We start from the raw sequence: 20,863 nt of genomic DNA, 5'->3' as shown, positions 1-20,863 counted from the left end.
AGGGGCGTCGCTCAGATCGGCTGAGCGCGCAGGAACTTCCCGAAGTGCGGCACCGTGAACGCGATCAGGCCGCGCTCGGCGCTGTAGATGAGCCCTTTCTTGATGAGGCTGTCGCGGGCGGGCGAGAGGCTGGACGGCTTGCGCCCGAGGGCGTCGGCCACCTCGGAGGTCGGCACCGGCTCGTCGCCGATCTGCGCCATGGCGTGCATGTAGTCGCGCTCGGCCGGGGTGGCCCGCTCGTAGCGGCTGCCGAAGAACCCGACCGCCAGCTCCTCCTCGGCCTCCGGCGCGGAGACCTTCACGTCGTCGAGGGTGATCGGGCTGCGCGGGGCCAGATCCCAGGCGACCTTGCCGTAGGCCTGGACGAAGTAGGGGTAACCGTCGGCCGCCTCGTAGAGCGCGTCGAGCGCCTCCCGGGTGAACTCGACCTCCTCCTCGCGCGCCGGCAGGATCAGCGCCAGGTCGGCTGCCTCCCGGTCGAGCTTGTCGATGCGCGCGTAGCGGAAGAGCCGCTCGGAATAGCTCTTGCTGGCCGACAGCACGCTCGGCAGGTGCGGCAGCCCGGCACCCACCACGATCAGCGGCCCGCCGCTCTGCGACAGCTCGTGGCAGGCGGCGCAGAGCGCGGAGACGTCGGCGGCCTGCACGTCCTGCATCTCGTCGATGAACAGGGCGATGCCCACCGCCAGGTCGGTGGCCACGCTCGCGGCGTCGACGAACAGCTCGGTGAGGTCGATCTCCAGGTCGCCCGAGTCGGCGCGCCCGCGGCTGGCCGGCACCTCGATCCCGGGCGACCAGTGGGAGGTGCCCTTGGCCGCGGCCGGGTCGCGCATCGCGAACGCCTTGAGCACGCCGAGGAACTCCTCGATGCGCTCGGGCGCGCGGTGCCGCGGCGCCAGCTCGCGGATGGCCATGTGCAGGGCGGCGGCCACCGGCCGCCTGATCGACTGGTCGGGCCGGGCCTCGATCTTGCCCGTGCCCCACAGCCGCTGCATGGCCATCGACTTGAACGTGTTGAGCAGGACGGTCTTGCCCACGCCCCGCAGGCCGGTCACGACCATGCTGCGCTCGGGGCGACCGCGGGCCACCCGCTCCAGCACGACCTCGAACTGCTGCAGCTCGCGATCGCGCCCGGCGAGCTCCGGCGGGCGCTGCCCGGCGCCTGGAGCGTAGGGGTTTCGCACAGGGTCCACGCTCTCGGACTTTATTGCCGGATATAGCGGCCGTCTTAGATTTGGGAAGAAAGTGCTACGGCGTGTCCGAGCAGGGGCGGGCGCGAGCACCGTCATCGGACACACCCCCTCTCACCAGGCCGAACCTCTGTTCGATTGCGGTACCTAGAACTGTAGCGCGGACTCGAACACTCATGCGATGGTTTCGAGTAAAGATCTTTGCAACAGGCCGGAGCCCCCGGTGCGTCCAGGAGATGTGGAGTTCGACGATTTCGTACGGGCGCGGGGCCCGGCCCTGCTCCGGTACGGCTACGTGCTCACCGGCAACGCCGACGACGCGGCCGACCTGGTCCAGGAGGCGCTGCTCAAGCTGAGCGACTCCTGGAAACGGGTGCGCAACAAGAACAACCCGGAGGCCTACGTCCGCACGACCATGGCCAGGCAGCACATCAGCTGGTGGCGCGGGCGGCGCAGGGAGCACCTGACCGACGACCTGCCCGAGGGCTCCTACACCGACGAGCCGTCGTCCGGCGAGTTGTGGAAGGAGCTGGCCACGCTGCCGCGCAGGCAGCGGGTCGTGCTCGTGCTGCGCTACTACGAGGACCTCTCCGATCAGGAGATCGCCGAGCTGCTCGGCATCTCCCGGGGGACCGTGCGCAGCCAGGCGTTCCGCGCGCTCAACGCGCTGCGCGTCAAGCCGTCGGTCCGCGACTCTGCGCGCGAGTCGGCACGCGAGTCGGCACGCGGTACGGCGCGGGAGTCTGCGCGTGAGTCGGTACGCGGCACGGTGCGAGATTCGGTACGCGATCAGGTGCGGAAGGGGAAGCCGGCATGAGGAGCGAGGACGAGCTGATCGGCGCGCTGCGGACGGCGGGCGAGCACGCTCCCGACGACGGGACCGGCCTGCTGGCGGGCGTGGCGCTGCGCAGGCGGCGCCGCACCAGGCGGCGGCTGCGCGTGCTGGCGGCGGCGACCGCGGTGGTGGTGCTGAGCGTGGGGATCAGGGGCGCCCTCCTGTCCGGTGAGGGCGCGGGCGACGTGGCCACGACCCCGACCTCCGGGCCGTCCGCCCCCAGGTCGGCTCCCGTGGGCGAGCTGTGGCCCGGCGCCGTCTTCACGTTCGCCATCGAGGGGCCCGGCGGCGCGCGCCGCGTCCCCATCACCGGCCTCAGCCCGACGCAGCTCCTGATCCTGTCCAGGATGCCGCGCATGCAGGCCGAGGGCACGCTGGAGGTCTACGACTCCAAGTCGGGCAGCAGCCGGAAAGTCGCCGAGCTGCCCAGGTCGGGGCGGTTCGTGATCGGGTCCGTGGCCGCCGACGGCAAGCACGTCGTCTGGCAGTCGTCCACCGGCAAGTCCGCGCTGGAGATCTGGACGGCGCCGCTGGCGGGCGGCGAGGCCAGGCGGGTCACCGCACTGTCCGGCGGACGTTCCGACGTGGACGCGATCTCGGTCAACGGCGACCAGGTCATCTGGTCCGAGCGCAGCGGCGGCGTCTGGCGCGTCCCCCTGACGGGCGGCGCGCCCGACCAGATCACCGGCACGGACGGGCTGCACCTGCTGCGCTGGCCGTGGGCGAGCGACGCGCCGGCCGGGCCCGACCTCGGCGACCGCAACCAGACGGTGCTGGTGGACCTCACGCTCATCACCTCGCACGAGGTGGACAGCCTGCCGGGGGCGAAGGGGGTGCGCTGCGGCCCGCACTGGTGCCTCGGCCGCCGTGCCGGGGGCAGCTTCGTGCAGCGGATCGACGGCAGCGACCTGCGGGACGTCAAGGGTGTCTTCGGCCGGCCGAAGCCGCTGTCGATGGCGCCGCTGCTCAACCGGTTCGTACCGCTGGCGGACGGCGTCCACGACCTCGCCACCGGCTCGACCGGCACGATCGACGCCAGGACGCTGGCCCTCGGCGCGGCGGGCGAGCCCAGCACGGTCCTGTATTGGCGCAAGGGCCCGGGTTCTTATGGAGTACTGAACTTGGCAGCCATCCCGTCCGCGCAATAGCGTTCGGGGCCATGCGGACCTTCGCGAACATCGATGAACTCAAGGCGGCCGTCGGCGAGAAGTTCGGCCCGACCGAGTGGCGCACGGTCACTCAGGAGCAGGTCAACACCTTCGCCGACGCCACCGACGACCATCAGTGGATCCACGTGGACGTGGAACGGGCCAAGGAGGGGCCGTTCGGCGGCACGATCGCGCACGGATACCTGACGCTGTCGTTGCTGCCGTCGTTCATGTTCTCCCTGGTCAAGGTGGAGGGCATCGCGATGGGCGTCAACTTCGGCCTCAACAAGGTCCGCTTCCACACACCGGTCCCCGTCGGGGCTCGGATCAGGGCCGTGGGCGAGCTGATCGACGTCAAGAACTCCCCCGCCGGCCACCTGTCCACCCTGAAGATGACGATCGAGATCGAGGGCGAGAGGCGGCCCGCCTGCGTCGCCGAGACCCTCAGCCTGTACGTGCGCGGCGAGTAAGGCGTACAACACCTGACCGGGTGACGCGCTCCCTGGGTTCGTGGAGGAATTCGACGAGTTCGTCCGGGCCCGGGGCGACGCCTGGCCGCGCGTGCGCGAGTAGGACGACCCCGAGGTGATCAGAGGATGATCGCCGCCAGGGCGGCGAGTCCGATGAGCCCGAGGTAGGCGAGCACGAGCCGGGTGTCCCGGAGGAAGCACTTGCTCCGGGACAGCCCGGCCCGCCGCGCCCTCCAGTACCCCGCGAACCCGAGCACCGCGAACCCCAGCACCGCCCACGGCCCGAGCAGCCACGCCAGCAGCGCGACGGTCGCGTACACGCACAACCGCAGCGGGTCGTACGGCTCCTTGGCGGGCTGCGGTGCGGGTGCGGGCGCGGGTGCGGGCGGGGGTGCGGGCGTCGCCTGGTCAGCGCCGGCTGCCGGCGGGGTGTCCGGCGTCACCTGGCCACCGCCGAGAGCCGCTGCCTGGACAGTTGCGGCCACGCCTGCACGGCGCAGAACGGCGCGCACTGGTCCTGCTCGGCGCGGGTGCCCACGTGCACGCAGCACTGCGTGAGCCGCTCCTCGATCATGGTCGAGATGTCCATGAAGGGCTTGATCGTGATCCGCACCACCCGCTCCCCCAGCATCCTGCGCAGCTTCTTACGCCGTCCCGGCAGCGCCGACGACGCGAGGGCGAGCAGAGTGGAGACGCCGAGGTCGCAGTTCTCGCAGATGTCGCGCCACAGGTCCCCGATCTGCGGGTGCGACAGCGACGACTGCTCGGAGAGCAGTCCGAGCAGGGACTCCTGTACGGCCAGGCGCAGCTCCTTCGGCAGCTCGGTGTCGGCGATGCGGTTGGAGACCAGGCCGAGGTTCTCCTTGAGCCGGTCGTGGCCGATCAGCGCGGTGAGCGAGCGCCACTGGCGGGCGTCGTCGCGGATGAGGTAGCCGACCGAGCAGCAGTGGGGGTGGGAGCAGGGCAGAGCGGTCAGGTCGCGCCAGGTCACCAGGCCGCCGGTCTGCGGGCCGAGGCGCTTGAGGACGCCCGTGTGGGTGAGGCGGTCGTTCGGGTCGATGGTGGCCGACCTGCCGGAGCCGAACTGGGGTTGCAGGGACACGCCGCCGACGTACGGGGTGTCGAGCGCGAGGCGTACGACGTCGCCGATCTCAGCGTCGTTCACGCCGAGGGCGGCGGTCATGACGAGGGTGGTGAAGATCTCCCGCTGGGACAGGCGCTCCAGGGCCTCGGCCTTGATCCTGGTCAGGTCGCCGCCCCGGTGGTGCCTGGAGGACTCGGCCGAGGTGCCGTCGTACTGCAGGTAGACCTCGACGCGCTCGCGGTGCTCGGTGAGGAGGTCGAGCAGCGAGTCGTCCCTGGCGAGCAGGACGCCGTTGGTGTTGATCAGGATGCGGGTGATCGGGCGGGTGCTCAGCTCGGCGAGCAGGGTCTTCAGCTCGGGGTGCAGGGTGGGCTCGCCGCCGCTCAGCATGAGGACGTCGAGCTTGCCGTTCTCGCGCTCCAGGCGCTGGTCGACGTTGGCCAGGACGTCGGGGACCGGGACGACGCCGGTCAGGTCGGGGGAGCTGTCGGCGAAGCAGGTGGGGCAGCGCAGGTTGCAGGTCTCGGCGATGTCCTCGAGGAGGATGCAGGTGTGCTGGGTCTGCAGCTCGGGCAGGCCGCGGAGGTAGGCGGCGGGGATGGGGTCGAAGTTGCCGGGGGTGTCGGGGGTGTGGTGCTTGGTGGGAGCGGTCCACTCCTCCAGATATTTCAGGATTTCTGGGTCTTCGTCGTACAGGGTGCGGATAAGTCCGTGTTCGCGGCATCCGCGTTCCAGCCACACGCGGCCGTCGCGCTCCGCCAGATAACCGCTCAGCCGCTCGACCCTGTCGAGGTCGCGGCCATGGCAGCTCGGGCAGAACGCGTTGACGTACCTGAGGATGCGGTCACCCCGCAGACCCATCCCTGCGCTCATGTCATGACCTTTCACTGTGAAGAGGGGTTGCTCCCCTGAAGAGGGGAGCGTAGTGGCCGCGCCGCCAGCCGTACCCGAGCCTGATGGCGAGCAGCAGCAGCCCCGGGATCAGGAACCACTGCGGCCTGGTCAGATCCAGCCAGACCGTCTCGTTGGCCCTGGTGAACTCGACGAGGAAGCGGAAGGCGGCGTACGCGGCGACGTACAGCGTGAACAGCTCACCCGGGTGGGTGAGCCGCCGGCGCGCCCAGACGAGCGCGGCGAACGCGGCGAGGTGGAAGATGATCTCGTAGATGAACGACGGGTGCATCGCCTGGCCTGTGAGGCAGCCGGGGCATTCGGGGGTCGTCGCCGGGGCGTGCACCCCCCACGGCAGCTCGGTCGGCCTGCCGGGCGCCTCCGTCAGGTGGCAGCCGATCCTGCCCACCGCCATGCCGAGCGCCACCGCCGGGGCGAACAGGTCGCCGGTCCGCTCCTTGTAGCCGATGATCCGCTTGGCCACCAGCACCCCGACGTACGCGCCGGTCAGGCCGCCCAGGATGCTCCGCGAGCCGTACAGCCACAGGCTCTGCAGCTGCAGTGTCTCCATCCAGCCCGCCAGCCGCATCCCGATCGCGCCGCCGACCAGCGCGCCGGCGACCGCGATCAGCGACTGCTCGTTGAGCGCTCCCCGCCTGCGCGCCTCCCGGACGAAGACGACGGCCGCCACCGCCACGCCCAGGCCGACGAAGATCTCGTGAAGGGGCATGGCGGTCAGCCGTACAGGCTCGGGTTGATACCGGTGCAGATCCCTGCGGACAGGATCGACCACAGCGCCCAGCCGATCATGAGCCCGAGCCCCAGGCCCCTGCTCCACGGCCTGCGCACCAGACACAGCCCGATCCCGGCGCCCAGGCCCACCAGTGCCAGGAGGACCGCGCCTGCCACCAGGTAGGCGGTGGCGCCACTGCCTGCGCTCATGGCGGCGAAGAAGATGAAGAAGCCGATCAGGGCGTTGAGGACGCTGTAGATGGCCAGGCCGGCGAAGAGCATGCCGATGAGCATGCCTGTGGAGTTGGTGGGGGGTGGGGGTGGTGGTGGCGGGGGGTAGCCTCCTGGGTACCCGTGCGGAGGCGGGCCGCCGTACGGCGGGGGGGCTCCCTGGGCCGGGCCATTCTGCGGAGAACTGCCCTGAAACGGACCACCCTGCGGCGGACCACCCTGCGATGGGCCGCTCGGGAACGCGCCGCCTTGCGATGGGCCGCTCGGTGGTGTGCCACCTTGCCGCGGGCCGCCCTGGGGCGTGCCTCCGTACGGTGGCTGCTCATGCGACGAGGGCCCTTCAGACGCACCCCCGTACGACGACGGCTGCCCCTGCCCGAACTGGCCGGATGGCGGCTCCCACTGAAGGGCCTGCCCATGAGGTGACCCTTCGGGCACAGGATGCCCACTCCCACCGTCCGGCGGCAAGAACGACGGCCGACCGGCATGCCCCTGCCCTTGCCCCTGAAAGCCGCCCTCTTCCCGAGGCTCCGACGACACCATGGGCCCCACCACGCCCGACGGAGGCGGCATCATCACCGGCTCCCCACTCGGAGGCGGCACGAGATCCCGCTCCCCACTCGGAGGCGGCACGAGACCCGACCCCTCGCCCTGAGGCGGCGCGAAGTCCGGCCCCCCATCCCGAGGCGGCACGAGATCCGGCTCTCCACCAACGGGCGGCACAGTCTCCGCATCCTCGTCCACCGGAGGCAGCACGGCCCCCGGCCTCCCACCCGACGACGACGGCGGCAGGAACTCCGGTTCCCCTTCCGGCACCGCCCCCGCCCTTGACCCGTTGTCAGGCTCCTCGGACGGCGAAGGTGGTGGCGTTGTACTCATTGGCTTGGTCTACCCCTCTAGTCATGATCAGACTAGGCACCCACGATTGCCATCGAATAAACACCACCAAATCACCTACAACCCCTCCGAGTAGTAGATCGCCGCCTGCACCCGGCTCTTCAACCCCAGCTTGCCCAACACCCTGCTGACATGCGTCTTGGTCGTAGCCTCCGCCATGTCCAGCTCCTTGGCGATCTCAGCGTTGGACAACCCTCGCCCGATACAGGCCAGCACCTCCTTCTCCCGAGGCGTCAACCCGTCCATCCCTGAGGGCTCCACCTCCCGCCGAACAGGCGCCTGCTCGGCAAAGGCGGCGATCAACCTCCGGGTGACCCCGGGCGCGATGAGCCCATCCCCCCGAGCCACCACCCGCACTGCCTCGATCAAAGCCTCGGCCTCGGCGTTCTTGAGCATGAACCCCGCCGCCCCGGCCCGCAACGCCCCGAACACGTACTCGTCCACATCGAACGTCGTAAGAATCAGCACATCACACACGCCGGCCAGCTCCCGAGTAGCCGATATCCCATCGAGCCGGGGCATCCGCACATCCATCAGCACCACATCGGGCCGCAGCTCCCGAGCCATGGCCACGGCCTGCTCCCCGTCACCGGCCTCCCCCACGACCTCGACGTCGTCCGCCCCACCCAGGATCAACACGATCCCGGCCCGGACTGCCGCATGATCGTCAGCCACCAGCACCTTGATGGTCACCAGCCACCTCCGCCCTTCTCTCCGAACCTCCCTGCCGCCGCCACCACCTCAACTGGAGATCGGCGCCCTTTCCACCCCTTCACCCTCACCACCCGAAAGCCCGGGACGCGTGACATCCACCTCCATCGGCAGAACCGCCACAACCCGCCACCGCCCCCCACCTCCAGGCTCCCCCTCCCAAACCTCCCCAGCATCAAAAGCCCCGCCCACCAGCGAAACCCTCTCCCGCATGCCGATAAGCCCCGCCCCGGCCCCCGGCAGCCCGATCTCCCGCTCCTCGTCCCCGAGGGCGTTCTCAACGCTCAGCCGAACCCGCCCGTCCTCATAGACCACGGCCACCGACACAGGCGAGGCCCCGTGCTTGAGCGCGTTCGTCAACGCCTCCTGCAAGATCCGATACCCGGCGAGATCGACAGCCGCGGGCAACTCCCTGACCTCCCCCTCGACCCGGGTCTCCACAGCCATGCCGGCCCGCCGCACCCGCTCGACCAGGGCCTGCGCATCAGCCAGCCGCGGCCGGGTGGCCTCGCTCTCCCCTTCATCGCCTTCCTGCCGCAACAAGCCGATCATGGCCCGCATCTCGGCCATCCCCTTGACGCTGTTCTCCCGTACGGACTCCATCACCTTCCGTACGGTCTCCCGATCGAGATCCTTGCGCGACAGCGCGGCAGTGGACTGGATGGCGATGGCGCTGAAGTGATTGGCGATCATGTCATGCAGCTCACGCGCCATCCGCGTACGCTCAGCAGCCACCGCCGCCTGCCGATCCAACTCCGCCAGCCGAGCCACCTGCTCAGCACGCACCCGCTCGGCCGCCGCCCGATCACGCTGCTCCCGCAGCACCACCGCCGTGGTCACCGGCGTGATGAGCACCAGCCCGGCCTGCACCCCCATGACGGCCAGCATCCGCCAGTCCTCGTACAGAAACCCGGCCACCGCCCCCGCCACGACGGCCAGCACCCCGGCGATCCCGAGCAACACCCGAGCGAACCGAGCCGGCCCGTAAAGCGCGGCCGCATACAGATTGTCGGTGAAGACCAGCACCGTCCCCAGCGACGGCCCCACGAACCCGTCGATCACGATCCCGACCACCCCCAGCCCCAACGAGGCCAGCGGCGCCCGCTGCCGCACCAGCACCCCCGCACAGGTGAACGCCAGCGGCACGACCAGCACCCACATGGGCACCCCACGCTCGAGATGGGACCCACCCGCGATCAGCACCACCCCGACCGCGAAGGCGACCCCGGCCCCCAGCACCACCTGCTTCATGCCCTCATCCCACCACCTCCCGCCACCCCCTCACTCCTACGAAAGTCCTCCTGTGGATACACCCTTCGAGGTATCCACAAGCAGCGGGATCCCCACCACCGACCGAGCAGGAATCCCCACCCGCAACACCTTCCACAATCACGAACTCATTGCGACGATATGCTCACACAGAGTGGAATCTGACTTCCGGCCGAACCCCGGAACGAAGATCCTTTCCAACCACCGCAAGGGTAGGGGTACGTGGACATAGAGGCGGAGATTCGCAAGCTGAAACTCCGTGTAGACGCCCTCGAAGCAAGAACACGCTCCGGCCGCACGATCCGCCACACGAGGGCACGACGCCGACGCATGACCATCCCAGCCCAGAACTGCACCCCCCTGGAGGACACCCCCACCAGCGCCATCACCCTCACGACCCCCGACACCGCCATCGAGAGCCTCCAGGCAGAGCTCTCCCAAGACCTCTCCGCCCTGAACGACGAGCTCGGCGGCTTCAGAAGGCAGTCCAACGACCACTTCACGAAGTTCCGCTCACAGATCCAGGACCAACACCACGCCGTCCACCGCCGACTCGCCGACTTGGCCCTGCTGATCGAACGCCTGGCGAAAAGACTGGACGCCTGACCCGACCGGACCCCCACCCCCTCGGGGGGTCCTCTCCATCCCCTCAACCCCAGGTAAACCCCCTCCCAAACACCCCAAGCCCGAACCAGCGACCTCATGATTGCCGTTTCTGGTTCGAGGCACTCCTCAGAACCCGCTATGCTTGCTTACGCAGCGAGCGGCCGTAGCTCAATGGATAGAGCATCTGACTACGGATCAGAAGGTTAGGGGTTCGAGTCCTCTCGGCCGCGCACAGCAGAAAGGCCCGCCACCAGGGGTACCTGGGAGCGGGCCTTCGTGTTTGCCGGGACACCTTGGGGCCGTTGCCAAGCGAAGGTGAGGGGATCGCCAGGCCGCTACGACGGATCTAAGCAGTGCGAGCCGAGCGTGTCAGGGTCGACGGACCTAAACATAACCATCCAAAAGACTCCGTGGACAGCGCCGAGACGAGCGTGAAGAATCCCGTGCGGATGTGGCGATCACTGCGCCACTTCTCGAGATGACAGCTCTGTGAGCATCTGAAGCTGGACGGGGGTCCGCGGCCGGTGAGTGCTGTTCGGGATCGGGCCGCGCGTCTACGAGACCGACCAGGTGGTGGTGGTCGACATGGACGAGGAGGACGCCGGCTCGGGGAAGCCCTGCCCGGCGATTCTCAAGACCGACACGACCACCGTCAGGCTCGCCCGCCCGCTCGGCGACCGCCTCGTCCTCGACTTCGGCACGGGACTGCCGGTGCTGCAAGGGCTGAACAGGCGCTGAACAGGCGCTGAGCAGCGACAGACCTTTCTGGTCCTCATGAGCCGCATACTTCCACCGCGCGCTCTCGGCCTCCGGCTCGTCGGCGGCCAGCGGGGGCCGAGCCTCCAGCCGTGATCCACCGCGCCGCCGCCGGCCCTGGCGGACAGGCGGGTGAGCCGTGCTCGGACGTCCGGCCAGTCGATCTGCGTCACGTCCGGCACGATGCGGAACGGAACCCGCAAAAGGCGCGCACGCGGCACACCTGCGCCCGTCCGTAAGCTGAGGGTGTGTCCCCCGCACTGGTCCTGCTCGACGGCGTCCGCTGGCACGGCGTGCGCGTCGTCGGCGATCGCGCCCACACCCTGCTGGCCGTGCTCGCCCTGCACGGACGCGCGGGAGTCGGCGACGACCGGCTGGTCGAGGAGCTGTGGCCGGAGGAGGCGCCGGCGAACCCGACGAAGGCGTTGCAGGTGGTGGTCTCGCGGACGAGGGCGGCGACCGGGCCTGAGGTGGTGGAGCGGATCCCCCGGGGGTACCGGCTCGGGCTGCCCCCCGAGCAGGTGGACGCGTCGCTGCTCGGCGTGCTGGTCGGGCAGGCTCGGGCGGCGCTGGCCGAGGATGACGTGGCGGCGGCGCGGGGGCGGGCGGAAGCGGCCTTGGGGCTGGTGGCGGGCGGGTTGAACGGCGAGGCAGGGCCGCTGGCCGAGTTGCGGAGCGTGGCGGGGCGGTGGGTGGGCGAGGCGCGGCGGGTGGCGGCGATCGCGCGGGGCAGGAGCGGCGCGCACGAGAGCGCGTTGCCGCTGCTGGAGGAGGCGTGCGGCGAGCAGCCGCACGACGAGGAGCTGCTCGCCTGCCTGCTGCGCAGCGAGGCCGCCGTACGGGGTGCCGCTGCGGCGCTGGAGCGCTACGAGCGGTACCGGGCGGGCCTGGTGGCGCGGCTGGGCGCGGAGCCGGGGCCCGAGCTGGCCCGCGTGTACGCCGAGCTGCTCGTCACGGACCGGCCGGTGCGCGAGGGCATCCTGTTCGACGGCTCCTCGCTGCTGGGCCGCGACGACGACATCCGGGCGGTGCACGCCCTGCTGCAGACCAACCGGGTGGTCTCCATCGTCGGCCCCGGCGGGCTGGGCAAGACCCGGCTGGCCCACGTGGCCGGCAGGAACGCCGCGCAGCCGGTCGCCCACTTCATCGAGCTGGTCGGCGTCTCCTCGCCGGCGGGCGTGGTGGGCGAGGTGGGCTCGGCGCTGGGGGTGCGCGACTCGGTGGGCGGGCGGCACGTGCTGACAGCCCAGCAGCGCGCCGACGTCCGCGCGCGGATCGCGCAGCAGCTCGACCAGGCGCCGGCGCTGCTGATCCTGGACAACTGCGAGCACGTGATCGAGGCGGTGGCCGATCTGGTCGGGTTCCTCACCGTGACGACCCGCGACCTGCGGGTGCTCACCACCTCGCGGGCCGCCCTGTCGATCCCCGCCGAACGGGTCTACCCGCTGGGCGAGCTGCCGACCGGCGACGCCGTGGAGCTGTTCCGCCAGCGGGCCACGGCCGCCAGGCCCGGGGTGCGGATCGACGACAGGGTGGTCGAGGAGGTCGTCGCCCGGCTCGACGGGCTGCCGCTCGCGATCGAGCTGGCCGCGGCCAAGGTGCGGGTGATGTCGGTGGAGGAGATCGCGCGCCGCCTGGCGGACCGGTTCGCGCTGCTGCGCGGCGGCAACAGGACGGCCCCCGACCGGCATCAGACGCTGCTCGCCGTCATCGACTGGTCGTGGAACCTGCTGGAGGAGCGGGAGCGGCGCGCGTTGCGGTGGTTGTCGCTGTTCGGCGACGGTTTCACGCTGGAGGCGGCCGAGCAGGTGCTGGGCCCCGACGCGCTGTACGCCCTGGACGCGCTGACCGAGCAGTCGATGCTGAGCGTCCGCGAGACGGCGTACGGCCTGCGCTACCGGATGCTGGAGACCGTCAGGGAGTTCGGCCGGATGCGGCTGAGGCAGGCCGGCGAGCAGGAGCCGGCCAGGGCGGCGCAGCGGGCCTGGGCCACGGAGTACGCCCTCCGGCACGCCGCCGAGCTGTTCGGCCCCGAGCAGTTCGCGGCGGCCGACGCGCTGCGCGCCGAGGAGGGCAACCTCGCCGACCTGCTCCGCCAGGCGCTGGGCGAGTCCGACCCGGTCACGACGGTGCAGTTGCTGGCCGGGGTGGGCACGCTGTGGTCGATCCGCGGTGACCACCTGCGGATCATCGCCCACCGCGACGCGATCACCCAGGTGGTCACCGGCTGGTGGCCGCCGCCGGAGCTCGTCGAGGTGACCAGGGTCGCCATGCTGGTCACGCTGATGAACATCATGATCACCACCGACCGCCGCGACGACCCGATGCGTGACCTGCTGCGCGCGCTGCCCGAGGGCGAGTCGACCCATCCCCGCGTGTCGGCGCTGGTCACGGTGGTGCTGGCCTGCCACACGGACGACGGCGCCGAGCTGCAGCGCCGGCTGGCGGAGCTGCGCCGCAGCCCCGACCCGAACGTGGCGCTGGCCGCTGCGCACGCGAGCGTGCACGTGTTGGAGAACGCGAGCGACATCCACGGGGCGATCGAGGCCGCCGAGTGGACGCTGGCGGCGGTCGGCGACCGGGAGGGCCCGTGGTTCGTCGCGATACTGAACGCCGTGCTGGCCCACCTGCACCTCCAGCTCGGCGACCGCCGGCGCGCCGTCGGGCACGCGCGGGTGTCGATCCCGGTGCTCAGCCGGCTGGGCGCCGCCGACGACGAGACCCAGCTTCGCGCGGTGCTGCTGACCTCCGCGCTGGCCGACGGCGACCTGGCGACGGCGCAGGCCGAGCTGGCCGCGATCAACCGGATCAACGACAAGGAGGTCGTGCTCGGCGGGGTGGCGATGGTCTCGTTGTGCGCGGCCGAGCTGGCCTACGCCCGGGGCGAGACGGCGGCCGCGCTGGAGGCGTACCGTACGGCCGTCCAGCGCTCGCGCGACCTGCGCCTGCCGGGGCTGCCGCCGGCGGAGTGCCCGCCGTGGGCGATGGTGGCGGAGGCGGTCACCTTGACGGCGTACGCCTACCACGCCCCGCCGGAGGACGTGCCGTACGGCGCGGAGCTGTTCGCCACCGTCCTCGGCCACGACGTGCTGACCGTGCACAACCCCTCGCTCGACTACCCGCTGTGCGGCTCGATGCTGTTCGCGCTGGGCGCCTGGGGGCTGCTGCGGGGCGCCGCGCCGCCAGAGGACGCGATCAGGCTGCTGGTGCTGGCCGAGCGGTTCGCCTACAACGGCACCATGCCGAGCATGGCGTTCGAGCGGATCGAGCCGTACGCGGAGCGGGCCGCGCCGGGCACGGTGGCGGCCCTGCGGGCGCACTACGGCGACCGCCTCGGCTTCGACCTGCTCGACGAGGCGCGCGGGCTCGTCGAGCAGGTGCGTGCCGGGCAGCGGTCACAGGTGCCGCTTGTAGCTGCGTACCGACAGTGGGGCGAAGACGGCGATCACGATCAGCGACGCCAGCAGCGTCCAGGCCACCGCGCCGCTGACCACCCCGTCGTTGGCGAGGTCGCGGGCGGCCGTGACGAGGTGTGAGACGGGGTTGACCCGGACGAACGCGGCCAGCCAGTCGGGCAACGTCTCGACGGGCACGAACGCGTTCGACAGGAACGTCAGCGGGAACAGGATCATCATCGAGATGCCCTGCACGGCCTGCGCGCTGCGGGCGATCGTGCCGACCCAGGTGAAGACCCACGCCAGCGACCACCCCGTGAAGATCGCCAGCAGGATCGCGGCGAGCAGGCCGCCCGCCCCGCCGCCCGGGCGGTACCCCATCACCATGCCCATGCCGAAGGTGAGCGTGGCGGCGATGGTGTAGCGCAGCAGGTCGGCCACCATGGGGCCGGCCAGCGGCGCGATCCGGGCGATCGGCAGCGACTTGAACCGGTCGAAGACGCCCTTCTCCATGTCCTCGCGCAGTTGCGTGCCGGTGGCCATGCAGGTGGTCAGCACGGTCTGGGCGAGGATGCCGGGGATCATCAGAGGCAGGTAGCTCTGCACGTCGCCCGCGATGGCGCCGCCGAAGATGAAGGCGAACATGGCGGTGAACAGGATGGGCTGCAGGGCCACGTCGAAGAACTGCTCGGGGTTCCTGCGCATCTTCTTCAGCGCCCGCCAGGCCATCGTCAGGGTCTGGCCGACCGTCTCCCCGAGGGTGACGCGGCGGCGGGCGGCGGCCACGCGGTCGGCGGCCTGGACCACCTCGCGGGCGGGTGCGATCGTGGTGGTCAACGGCTCTCCTCCGTGGCGCGCGGGCCGTCCCCGTCCGTCTCGTGCCCGTCCGTCTCGTTTCCGGCCCTCTCGTGCCCGTCCGTCTCGTGGCCGGTCAGGACCAGGAACACCTCGTCCAGGCTGGGCTTGGCCACGCTCACCGAGGAGATGGACACCCCGGCGGTACGCAGCGCGATCAGTACGTCCGCGGCCAGGTCGGCCCGCTCCAGCGCGACGTTGAGCCGGCCCTGCTCCGGGCTGAGCACCGGCTCGGAGCCGAGCACGCGCCGCACGACGTCCATGGCGGCGGGCACCTCCACCGGGTCGGCGAGCAGCACCTGGAGGGTGGAGTTGCCGACCGCGGACTTCAGCTCGTCGGGGGTGCCCTCGGCGACCTTGCGCCCGTGGTCGATGACGGCCACGCGGTCGGCGAGCTGGTCGGCCTCGTCCAGGTACTGCGTGGTCAGCAGCACCGTGCAGCCGTCGGCGACCAGGCCGCGGATGGTGTCCCACATCTGGCCGCGGGTGCGCGGGTCGAGCCCGGTGGTGGGCTCGTCCAGGAAGATCAGCGGCGGCCGGGTGATCAGGCTGGCGGCCAGGTCCAGGCGCCGCCGCATGCCGCCGGAGAACTGCGCGATCGGCTTGTCGGCGGCCTTCTCCAGACCGAACTGGCCCAGCAGGTCGATGGCGATGCGCCGGGCGCGCGGCGCATCGATGCCCTGGAGGCGGCTGAAGAGCCACAGGTTCTCGCGGGCGGTCAGGTTCTCGTCGACGGAGGCGTACTGGCCGGTGACGCCGACGAGCTGGCGGATCACGTGCGGGTTGGCGGCCACGTCGACGCCGAAGATCTCGGCCCGGCCGGCGTCGATCTTCAGCAGCGTGGCCAGCATCCGCAGCGTGGTGGTCTTGCCGGCGCCGTTCGGGCCGAGGACGCCGAAGATCTCGCCGGGGCGCACCTCCAGGTCGATCCCGTCCACGGCCCGGTGCTCGCCGAACGACTTCGCCAGCCCGGCCGTGCGTACGGCCAGATCGGCGCCCCCGGTACGTCCGGGTTCTGCGATGTTCATGCCTTCACTGTCGGGGACGCCGGTTTCACGACACCCTCACCCGGTTTCACCGAGTTGTCAGACCGGTAGGGTCAGAACGCGCAAAAAAGATTGAATAGCCCCAAATGTGCCGCGGGCTAGCACGACAGGAGAGACGATGATGTACCCCCCGTCCGGCTCCGGGCCGGGGATATATCCCCCTCAGCCGCCCCCACACGCGCAGCCCTGGCCGCCGCCACCGCCCCCACCACCGGTGCGCCCGCCACGCAGCCCGTGGCGGATCATCGTGGGCCTGGTCGTCGCGGGCATCGGCCTGCTGCCCCTGCTGGGCGGCGGCGCGCTCATCGCGAAGGCGTACTCCAACAGCCGGCAGGTCATCCACAACCCCGAGTACGCCAGGCAGCTGTGGCGCAACGTGCCCGCCGAGACGCTGTTCCCCGCGCGGCTGGGCCGGGAGCACCCCGACAAGACCTACCGCGACCCGAACGACGAGCGCGGCTGGACCAGGGCCGCCGTCTCCACCGGCACCTCCTGCGAGCAGGCGCTCTCCGGCGAGCTGGCCCGGGTCGCCGCCAAGAGCGGCTGCGTCGCGGCCCTGCGCGCCACGTACCTGGACGACACGGGAGGAACCGCCGCCACCGTGGCCCTGATCGCCTTCCGTGACGACGACTACGCCCGCCAGGGGCTGCAGGACGTGGTGGCCGAGGCCGACGAGAAACCCGATCACGTGGTACGCGCCCTCGCCGCCCCCGGCACCCAGTGGAAGGACGCCGCGCGCGCCGGCAACGGCGGCTGGACCATCGGCGGCACGCCCATGTACGTGGCCGTGACCGCCGGACCGGCGGACGGCCGCAGGCCGGGACGGCTGCCCCTGCCGTGGGGCAGGCGGGCCTACCCGCAGAAGGAGGACCGCGAGCCGTGGGCGCACACCGCCCAGGCGCTCGCGCAGAGCCTGTCCACCCGCGTGCAGGCCGAGTCCAGGAAGGTGGGGCCGTGATCCGCAGGCTGACCTGCGCGGCCGTGCTGGTCGCCGCCCTGGCCGGGGCCACCGCCGCGCCGGCCGTCGCCGAGGCGCCGCGGGGCTGGGAGCAGCAGGTCATGAAGGTGCCCGCCGCCCAGCGTCTCGGGCAGGGCAAGGGGATCACGGTCGCGGTCCTCGACTCCGGGGTCCTGCGCGGCCATCCGGAGTTCCGCGGCCGGGTCACCACCGGCACCGACTTCATCGGCGGCGGCGCCAGGCCGGGGCAGTCGTACTGGGGCGATCACGGCACCGCCATGGCCTCCAGCGTGCTGCGGGTCGCTCCGCAGGCCAAGGTGCTCGACGTGCGGGTGCTCTGGGACAAGGAGGACCCGGCGCGCAAGCGGGCCGAGGCCGCCGCCGAGTCGGGCGGCCCCGCCGACGAGCAGAGCATGAAGGCGTCCACCGCGCTGGCCAAGGGCATCCGGTACGCCGCCGACAAGGGCGCCAGGGTGATCTCCATGTCCCTCGGCAGCGACGAGTGGAGCCTCGGCAGCGACTACGACGAGCTGACCGCCTCGGCCGTCGACTACGCCCTGGGCAAGGGGGTCGTCCTGCTGGCCAGCGCCGGCAACGGCGGCTCCACCGACCCGCTGGAGACGGACGCCAACAACACCGTCTCCTACCCGGCCGCCTACCCGGGCGTGATCGCGGTGGCGGCGATGGGGCCCGACGGGGCGCGGGCGGAGTTCTCGCAGGTGCACACCTACAATACGATCGCCGCGCCCGGCGTGGACATCTACGCCGCCGACAACGGCGGCGGCTACCGGATGGGTGACGGCACCTCCCCGGCCTGCGCGCTCGCGGCGGGGACCGTGGCGCTGATGTTGTCCCGCAACCCCGGCCTGACGCCGCGGCAGGTGCGCGACATCCTGGTGCGGACCGCGCAGCAGCCGCCGAGCGGCTACACCGTGCACCTGGGCTTCGGGCTGATCGACGCGGGGGCGGCGGTGAAGGCCGCGGGGGCCGCCGGGGACGGTAGGACGGAGGCGGCTCCGTACAAGGGGGAGAAGTTCTTCGGTGACGGGCCGGTCGCGCCGCCGACCACCCACCCGGAGATCGACATGTCCTACGTGGGGATCGGCGGCGCGGCGGCGGGCGTCGGCCTGCTGTTCCTGGTGGGCGCGGCGCTGATCATGCGCAGGCCGCGCGCCCGCCCCGCGCCGACCCCGCCGTACACACATGGACCGCCCATGGGCAGGGTCTGACCGCACCCCGGGCCCCAGGCAGGAGGGGGGCCGTCAGGCGTCGCGCGCGTTGCGCTCCCGCCACAACGACCGGTGCCGGTCGGCGGCCCCCTCCGCCAGGGTGGCCGCCGCGGCCGGCACGGGCTCGCGGGCCCACTCCTCCAGCCGCATCGCCATCCCGCTCACGAAGCTCACCCCCGGCTCGGTCAGCGCGCCGCTGTCGAGCAGCGTGCGGGCCACCAGGCGGGCCGCCGAGCGCCAGCGGGCGAACTCCGCGTTGGCCCTGATCTCCGACTCGCCGCTCTCGTGGTGCCGCTGCCGCTCCCAGAACTCGGTGACCCCGACGTAGGCGTAGGTGCCCTGCAGCAGCCCGGCGGCGGGCCGGGGATCGGGGCGCCACGGCGCGTAGTGGCGGGAGCCGTCGTCGGGCTTGGTCAGCGGCACGATGTCGAGCAGCGCGGAGAGCTTGGCGTGCTGGGTCTCGTGCGCCAGCGTGACCGCCAGCGCGTGCGCGTCGGGGGGCGTGGACATGGCGATGCAGCCGAACGTCTCGCGCGAGGTGGCGCTGGACATCCCGCTGGGCGGGGGCGACAGGGGGGTGAAGACGGAGATGGCCGCCGACACCTGCCTGGCCATCGGCAGGTGGTTGCGGACCAGCAGGTCCCAGCCGTCGTCCAGGAGGCCCTGCCAGTGGCCCGCCTCCTGCGGGGTCAGGGGGTCGCGCAGGGCGCCGGAGCCCGGCATGCGGTGCGGGTCGAGGTCGTCGATGAGCACGTCGAGGTGCTCGTCCGCGGCCCGCGCGGACAGGTGGCGCAGTGGCCGCCAGCCCGGCTCGTCCTCGCTGATCTGCAGGAACCTGCCGCCCGTGGAGACCTCGGCGCCGTCGGCCGAGCAGTGCACGGTCACCGTGGTGACGCCGGGGCCGACGGTGAGCTGTCCGAGCGAGGGCAGGTTGAGCACGCCGTTCACCACGGAGACGTCGAGGTCGCAGGCGAAGCGCGCGCGGAGGGCCGCGGCGGCGGCGAGGGCCGACATCTGCTCGGGCGTTTCGAGCGTCTGGATCGTGTGGCGGGCCCAGGCGCCCACCGACGGGTGGTGCAGCACGGCGTTGACCGCCTCCGGGTGCGCCGCCTGCACGCTGGCCAGCAGGTCGTAGGCCCGGCGCACCTCCGGCCAGCGGCCGTGGCCGGCGTCGCGGGTGGTCTCCAGGACGCCGCGCAGCAGGAGAAGGTGCCTGCTGCGCTGGGCGGCCTTGAGCCGCTCCACGGAGTCCCTGCTGCCCGCGCCCGAGGCGAGCTCGTCGAAGGCCGAGGCCGGGATGCGGTGCTCTGCGAGGTTCATCGGGAGTCCTTCTGCAGTGCCGTGATGTCACGCTTGATGGTGCTGGCGACGTGGGTGATGAGTCGCAGCAGGTCGGCGCAGTAGACCGACGGGTTGAGAAATCCGCTGCCAGGCCGATAGCGATGAGCATAGTGGCCGCCGCCGCACACCCGGGCGACCGGACAGGCCCTGCACGTCGGCGAGAGCGCGTCCCAGCCGATCTGACGTGCGGCGATGGACGGCAGCGCGAGCACCTCGTCGAAGGAGTCGCGCAGCACGTGGTACCCCGTGCCCGGCGCGCCCGCGAAGGCGGACTTGAGGATGTCCGACTGCTCGATCTCGCCGTCGGTCTCGACGACCACCATGGCGGTGGGCGACAGGCCGATCTGCTCGCTGGCCGACCCGCCGCCGAGGAGCAGGAAGATGATCTCCTCGAACAGGCGCACGCCCGCGGGCCGGGCGGGCGCGGCGTACCAGTCGTCGAAGATCGTGATCAGCCAGTCCGCGTACGGCGTGCCGCCGCCCTCGCCCCCCAGCCCCGGCGGCGGCTGCGCCCAGGTGCCGTGCGGCAGCAGGAAGTCGATGGTGGGCGGCCCGAAGGACAGCAGCGCCTGATAGGTCTCCAGCGGGTCGTTGCGCAGGTCCACCGTGCACAGCAGGCCGCGGAACAGCCGGTCGAAGGGCGGCTCGCCGAGCAGCCGCAGCCCCGCGGCCACCTTGTGATGGCTGCCGTGGCCGCCGGCGGTCCTGCGGCTGCGGTCGTGTGCCCGCTGGTCACCGTCGAGGCTGACCCCCACGCCCACGTCGAGCCGGTCGAACACGCCCAGGTACGCCCTGTCGAGCCGGACCCCGTTGGTCTGCACGGTCACGGCGACGGGCGCGTCCACCGCGTCGCGCACGGTGCGGACCAGCCCGTCGATCCCCTCCGGGCTGACCAGGAGCGGCTCGCCGCCGTGCAGGATCAGCTCGACGGACGGCAGCCGGTGCGCGCGGACGTGCTCGGCGATCCGCGCCGCCACCGCCTCCACCACGTCGGGCGCCATGCGTGGTGGCCTGGAGCGCCAGCTCTGGTCGGCCATCTCGTACATGTAGCAGTACGTGCAGGCGAGGTCGCACCTGCTGTGGATCTTCAGGATGAACTGCCTGAACGGGGTCGGCCGCCAGCCGCGGTCCACGAGCGCGGCCAGGTCGAGTGTCAGCGGCCACTCAGGCAAGGCCGGCCGGCCCGCGCGTCTGGTGTCATGGCCGTCGAGCATAATCA

At 71.6% G+C, this 20,863-nt stretch carries 18 protein-coding genes, 1 tRNA gene and 1 pseudogene; 9 read left to right on the top strand and 11 right to left on the bottom strand.

Annotated elements, in window-relative coordinates; translation table 11 throughout:
- Positions 1 to 11: 11 nt before the first annotated feature.
- A complete protein-coding gene (locus LCN96_RS01065; protein WP_225270713.1) occupies positions 12 to 1,193 on the bottom strand; it encodes an ATP-binding protein in 1,182 nt (393 codons plus the stop codon).
- A 235-nt stretch (positions 1,194 to 1,428) separates the two neighbouring features.
- On the opposite strand from LCN96_RS01065, the gene LCN96_RS01060 reads away from it, so the two are divergent.
- The 3 genes from LCN96_RS01060 to LCN96_RS01050 are packed head-to-tail and all read left to right on the top strand — an operon-like array spanning position 1,429 to position 3,643.
- On the top strand, positions 1,429 to 2,007 hold the full coding sequence (locus tag LCN96_RS01060) for a SigE family RNA polymerase sigma factor (RefSeq protein ID WP_225270712.1): 579 nt from the start codon (positions 1,429 to 1,431) through the stop codon (positions 2,005 to 2,007).
- Complete coding sequence (locus LCN96_RS01055) at positions 2,004 to 3,173, top strand: TolB family protein (protein ID WP_225270711.1); 1,170 nt, start codon at positions 2,004 to 2,006, stop codon at positions 3,171 to 3,173. Before LCN96_RS01060 ends, LCN96_RS01055 begins: the two co-directional genes overlap by 4 nt.
- An 11-nt stretch (positions 3,174 to 3,184) precedes the next feature.
- Positions 3,185 to 3,643 carry a MaoC family dehydratase gene (locus tag LCN96_RS01050; protein ID WP_225270710.1) on the top strand — a complete coding sequence of 153 codons (459 nt, stop codon included), beginning with the start codon at positions 3,185 to 3,187 and terminating at the stop codon, positions 3,641 to 3,643.
- Positions 3,644 to 3,762: 119 nt separating this feature from the next.
- Here LCN96_RS01050 and LCN96_RS01045 read toward each other — a convergent pair whose 3' ends face one another.
- The 6 genes from LCN96_RS01045 to LCN96_RS01015 all read right to left on the bottom strand — a co-directional run bounded on the left by LCN96_RS01045 (position 3,763) and on the right by LCN96_RS01015 (position 9,440).
- On the bottom strand, positions 3,763 to 4,086 hold the full coding sequence (locus LCN96_RS01045) for a hypothetical protein (RefSeq protein ID WP_225270709.1): 324 nt from the start codon (positions 4,084 to 4,086) through the stop codon (positions 3,763 to 3,765).
- Positions 4,083 to 5,588 (bottom strand): radical SAM protein, encoded by a 1,506-nt coding sequence (locus tag LCN96_RS01040; protein WP_449867112.1) that lies wholly within the window; start codon positions 5,586 to 5,588, stop codon positions 4,083 to 4,085. Before LCN96_RS01040 ends, LCN96_RS01045 begins: the two co-directional genes overlap by 4 nt.
- 13 nt (positions 5,589 to 5,601) lie before the next feature.
- Positions 5,602 to 6,348: a prolipoprotein diacylglyceryl transferase gene (locus LCN96_RS01030; protein WP_225270708.1), complete on the bottom strand. Its 747-nt coding sequence runs from the start codon at positions 6,346 to 6,348 to the stop codon at positions 5,602 to 5,604.
- 5 nt (positions 6,349 to 6,353) lie between these two features.
- Positions 6,354 to 6,632 (bottom strand): DUF1129 domain-containing protein, encoded by a 279-nt coding sequence (locus LCN96_RS01025; RefSeq protein WP_225270707.1) that lies wholly within the window; start codon positions 6,630 to 6,632, stop codon positions 6,354 to 6,356.
- A 903-nt stretch (positions 6,633 to 7,535) separates the two neighbouring features.
- On the bottom strand, positions 7,536 to 8,171 hold the full coding sequence (locus LCN96_RS01020) for a response regulator (protein WP_225270706.1): 636 nt from the start codon (positions 8,169 to 8,171) through the stop codon (positions 7,536 to 7,538).
- A 48-nt stretch (positions 8,172 to 8,219) separates the two neighbouring features.
- Entirely contained in the window at positions 8,220 to 9,440 is a 1,221-nt protein-coding gene (locus LCN96_RS01015) for a sensor histidine kinase (protein ID WP_225270705.1), read from the bottom strand.
- Between the two features lie 240 nt (positions 9,441 to 9,680).
- On the opposite strand from LCN96_RS01015, the gene LCN96_RS01010 reads away from it, so the two are divergent.
- The 4 genes and pseudogenes from LCN96_RS01010 to LCN96_RS00995 form a co-directional block, all read left to right on the top strand.
- Positions 9,681 to 10,064 carry a hypothetical protein gene (locus LCN96_RS01010; protein WP_225270704.1) on the top strand — a complete coding sequence of 128 codons (384 nt, stop codon included), beginning with the start codon at positions 9,681 to 9,683 and terminating at the stop codon, positions 10,062 to 10,064.
- A gap of 157 nt (positions 10,065 to 10,221) precedes the next feature.
- Positions 10,222 to 10,294: transfer RNA gene (locus LCN96_RS01005), tRNA-Arg, on the top strand.
- 298 nt (positions 10,295 to 10,592) lie between these two features.
- On the top strand, positions 10,593 to 10,802 hold the full coding sequence (locus tag LCN96_RS01000) for a hypothetical protein (protein WP_225270703.1): 210 nt from the start codon (positions 10,593 to 10,595) through the stop codon (positions 10,800 to 10,802).
- Between the two features lie 266 nt (positions 10,803 to 11,068).
- Positions 11,069 to 12,532: pseudogene (locus LCN96_RS00995) on the top strand (BTAD domain-containing putative transcriptional regulator); the annotation flags it as partial.
- A 1,683-nt stretch (positions 12,533 to 14,215) separates the two neighbouring features.
- Here LCN96_RS00995 and LCN96_RS00990 read toward each other — a convergent pair.
- Both LCN96_RS00990 and LCN96_RS00985 read right to left on the bottom strand, forming a co-directional pair.
- Positions 14,216 to 15,052, bottom strand: a complete 837-nt coding sequence (locus LCN96_RS00990; RefSeq protein ID WP_225270702.1) for an ABC transporter permease — start codon at positions 15,050 to 15,052, stop codon at positions 14,216 to 14,218.
- Positions 15,049 to 16,098: an ATP-binding cassette domain-containing protein gene (locus LCN96_RS00985; protein ID WP_225270701.1), complete on the bottom strand. Its 1,050-nt coding sequence runs from the start codon at positions 16,096 to 16,098 to the stop codon at positions 15,049 to 15,051. Before LCN96_RS00985 ends, LCN96_RS00990 begins: the two co-directional genes overlap by 4 nt.
- Positions 16,099 to 16,234: 136 nt before the next feature.
- Between LCN96_RS00985 and LCN96_RS00980 the strand changes: the two genes are divergently transcribed.
- The gene (locus LCN96_RS00980; RefSeq protein WP_225270700.1) at positions 16,235 to 17,074 is read left to right on the top strand and encodes a hypothetical protein; all 840 of its coding nucleotides are present in this window, start codon (positions 16,235 to 16,237) and stop codon (positions 17,072 to 17,074) included.
- Complete coding sequence (locus LCN96_RS00975; protein WP_225270699.1) at positions 17,071 to 18,303, top strand: S8 family peptidase; 1,233 nt, start codon at positions 17,071 to 17,073, stop codon at positions 18,301 to 18,303. Before LCN96_RS00980 ends, LCN96_RS00975 begins: the two co-directional genes overlap by 4 nt.
- A 33-nt stretch (positions 18,304 to 18,336) precedes the next feature.
- Here the strand turns inward: LCN96_RS00975 and LCN96_RS00970 are convergent, their stop codons facing one another.
- Positions 18,337 to 19,623, bottom strand: coding sequence for an HEXXH motif domain-containing protein (locus LCN96_RS00970; RefSeq protein ID WP_225270698.1), 1,287 nt, complete (start codon positions 19,621 to 19,623; stop codon positions 18,337 to 18,339).
- A complete protein-coding gene (locus LCN96_RS00965) occupies positions 19,620 to 20,858 on the bottom strand; it encodes an FxsB family cyclophane-forming radical SAM/SPASM peptide maturase (protein WP_225270697.1) in 1,239 nt (412 codons plus the stop codon). The genes LCN96_RS00970 and LCN96_RS00965 overlap by 4 nt, the downstream gene beginning before the upstream one ends.
- Positions 20,859 to 20,863 lie beyond the last annotated feature (5 nt).

The sequence above is a fragment of the Nonomuraea gerenzanensis genome (genome assembly GCF_020215645.1).
GTDB classification, from domain to species: Bacteria; Actinomycetota; Actinomycetes; order Streptosporangiales; family Streptosporangiaceae; genus Nonomuraea; species Nonomuraea gerenzanensis.
This window is presented reverse-complemented; position numbering and strand designations above follow the sequence as displayed.

Bases quoted from the DNA above. Each gene is read 5' to 3' on its own strand.
- LCN96_RS01055 (WP_225270711.1), top strand. From the start codon at position 2,004: ATGAGGAGCGAGGACGAGCTGATCGGCGCGCTGCGGACGGCGGGCGAG.
- LCN96_RS01050 (WP_225270710.1), top strand. From the start codon at position 3,185: ATGCGGACCTTCGCGAACATCGATGAACTCAAGGCGGCCGTCGGCGAG.
- LCN96_RS01040 (WP_449867112.1), bottom strand. From the start codon at position 5,588: ATGGGTCTGCGGGGTGACCGCATCCTCAGGTACGTCAACGCGTTCTGC.
- LCN96_RS01030 (WP_225270708.1), bottom strand. From the start codon at position 6,348: ATGCCCCTTCACGAGATCTTCGTCGGCCTGGGCGTGGCGGTGGCGGCC.
- LCN96_RS01025 (WP_225270707.1), bottom strand. From the start codon at position 6,632: ATGCTCTTCGCCGGCCTGGCCATCTACAGCGTCCTCAACGCCCTGATC.
- LCN96_RS01015 (WP_225270705.1), bottom strand. From the start codon at position 9,440: ATGAAGCAGGTGGTGCTGGGGGCCGGGGTCGCCTTCGCGGTCGGGGTG.
- LCN96_RS00985 (WP_225270701.1), bottom strand. From the start codon at position 16,098: ATGAACATCGCAGAACCCGGACGTACCGGGGGCGCCGATCTGGCCGTA.
- LCN96_RS00980 (WP_225270700.1), top strand. From the start codon at position 16,235: ATGATGTACCCCCCGTCCGGCTCCGGGCCGGGGATATATCCCCCTCAG.
- LCN96_RS00970 (WP_225270698.1), bottom strand. From the start codon at position 19,623: ATGAACCTCGCAGAGCACCGCATCCCGGCCTCGGCCTTCGACGAGCTC.
- LCN96_RS00965 (WP_225270697.1), bottom strand. From the start codon at position 20,858: ATGCTCGACGGCCATGACACCAGACGCGCGGGCCGGCCGGCCTTGCCT.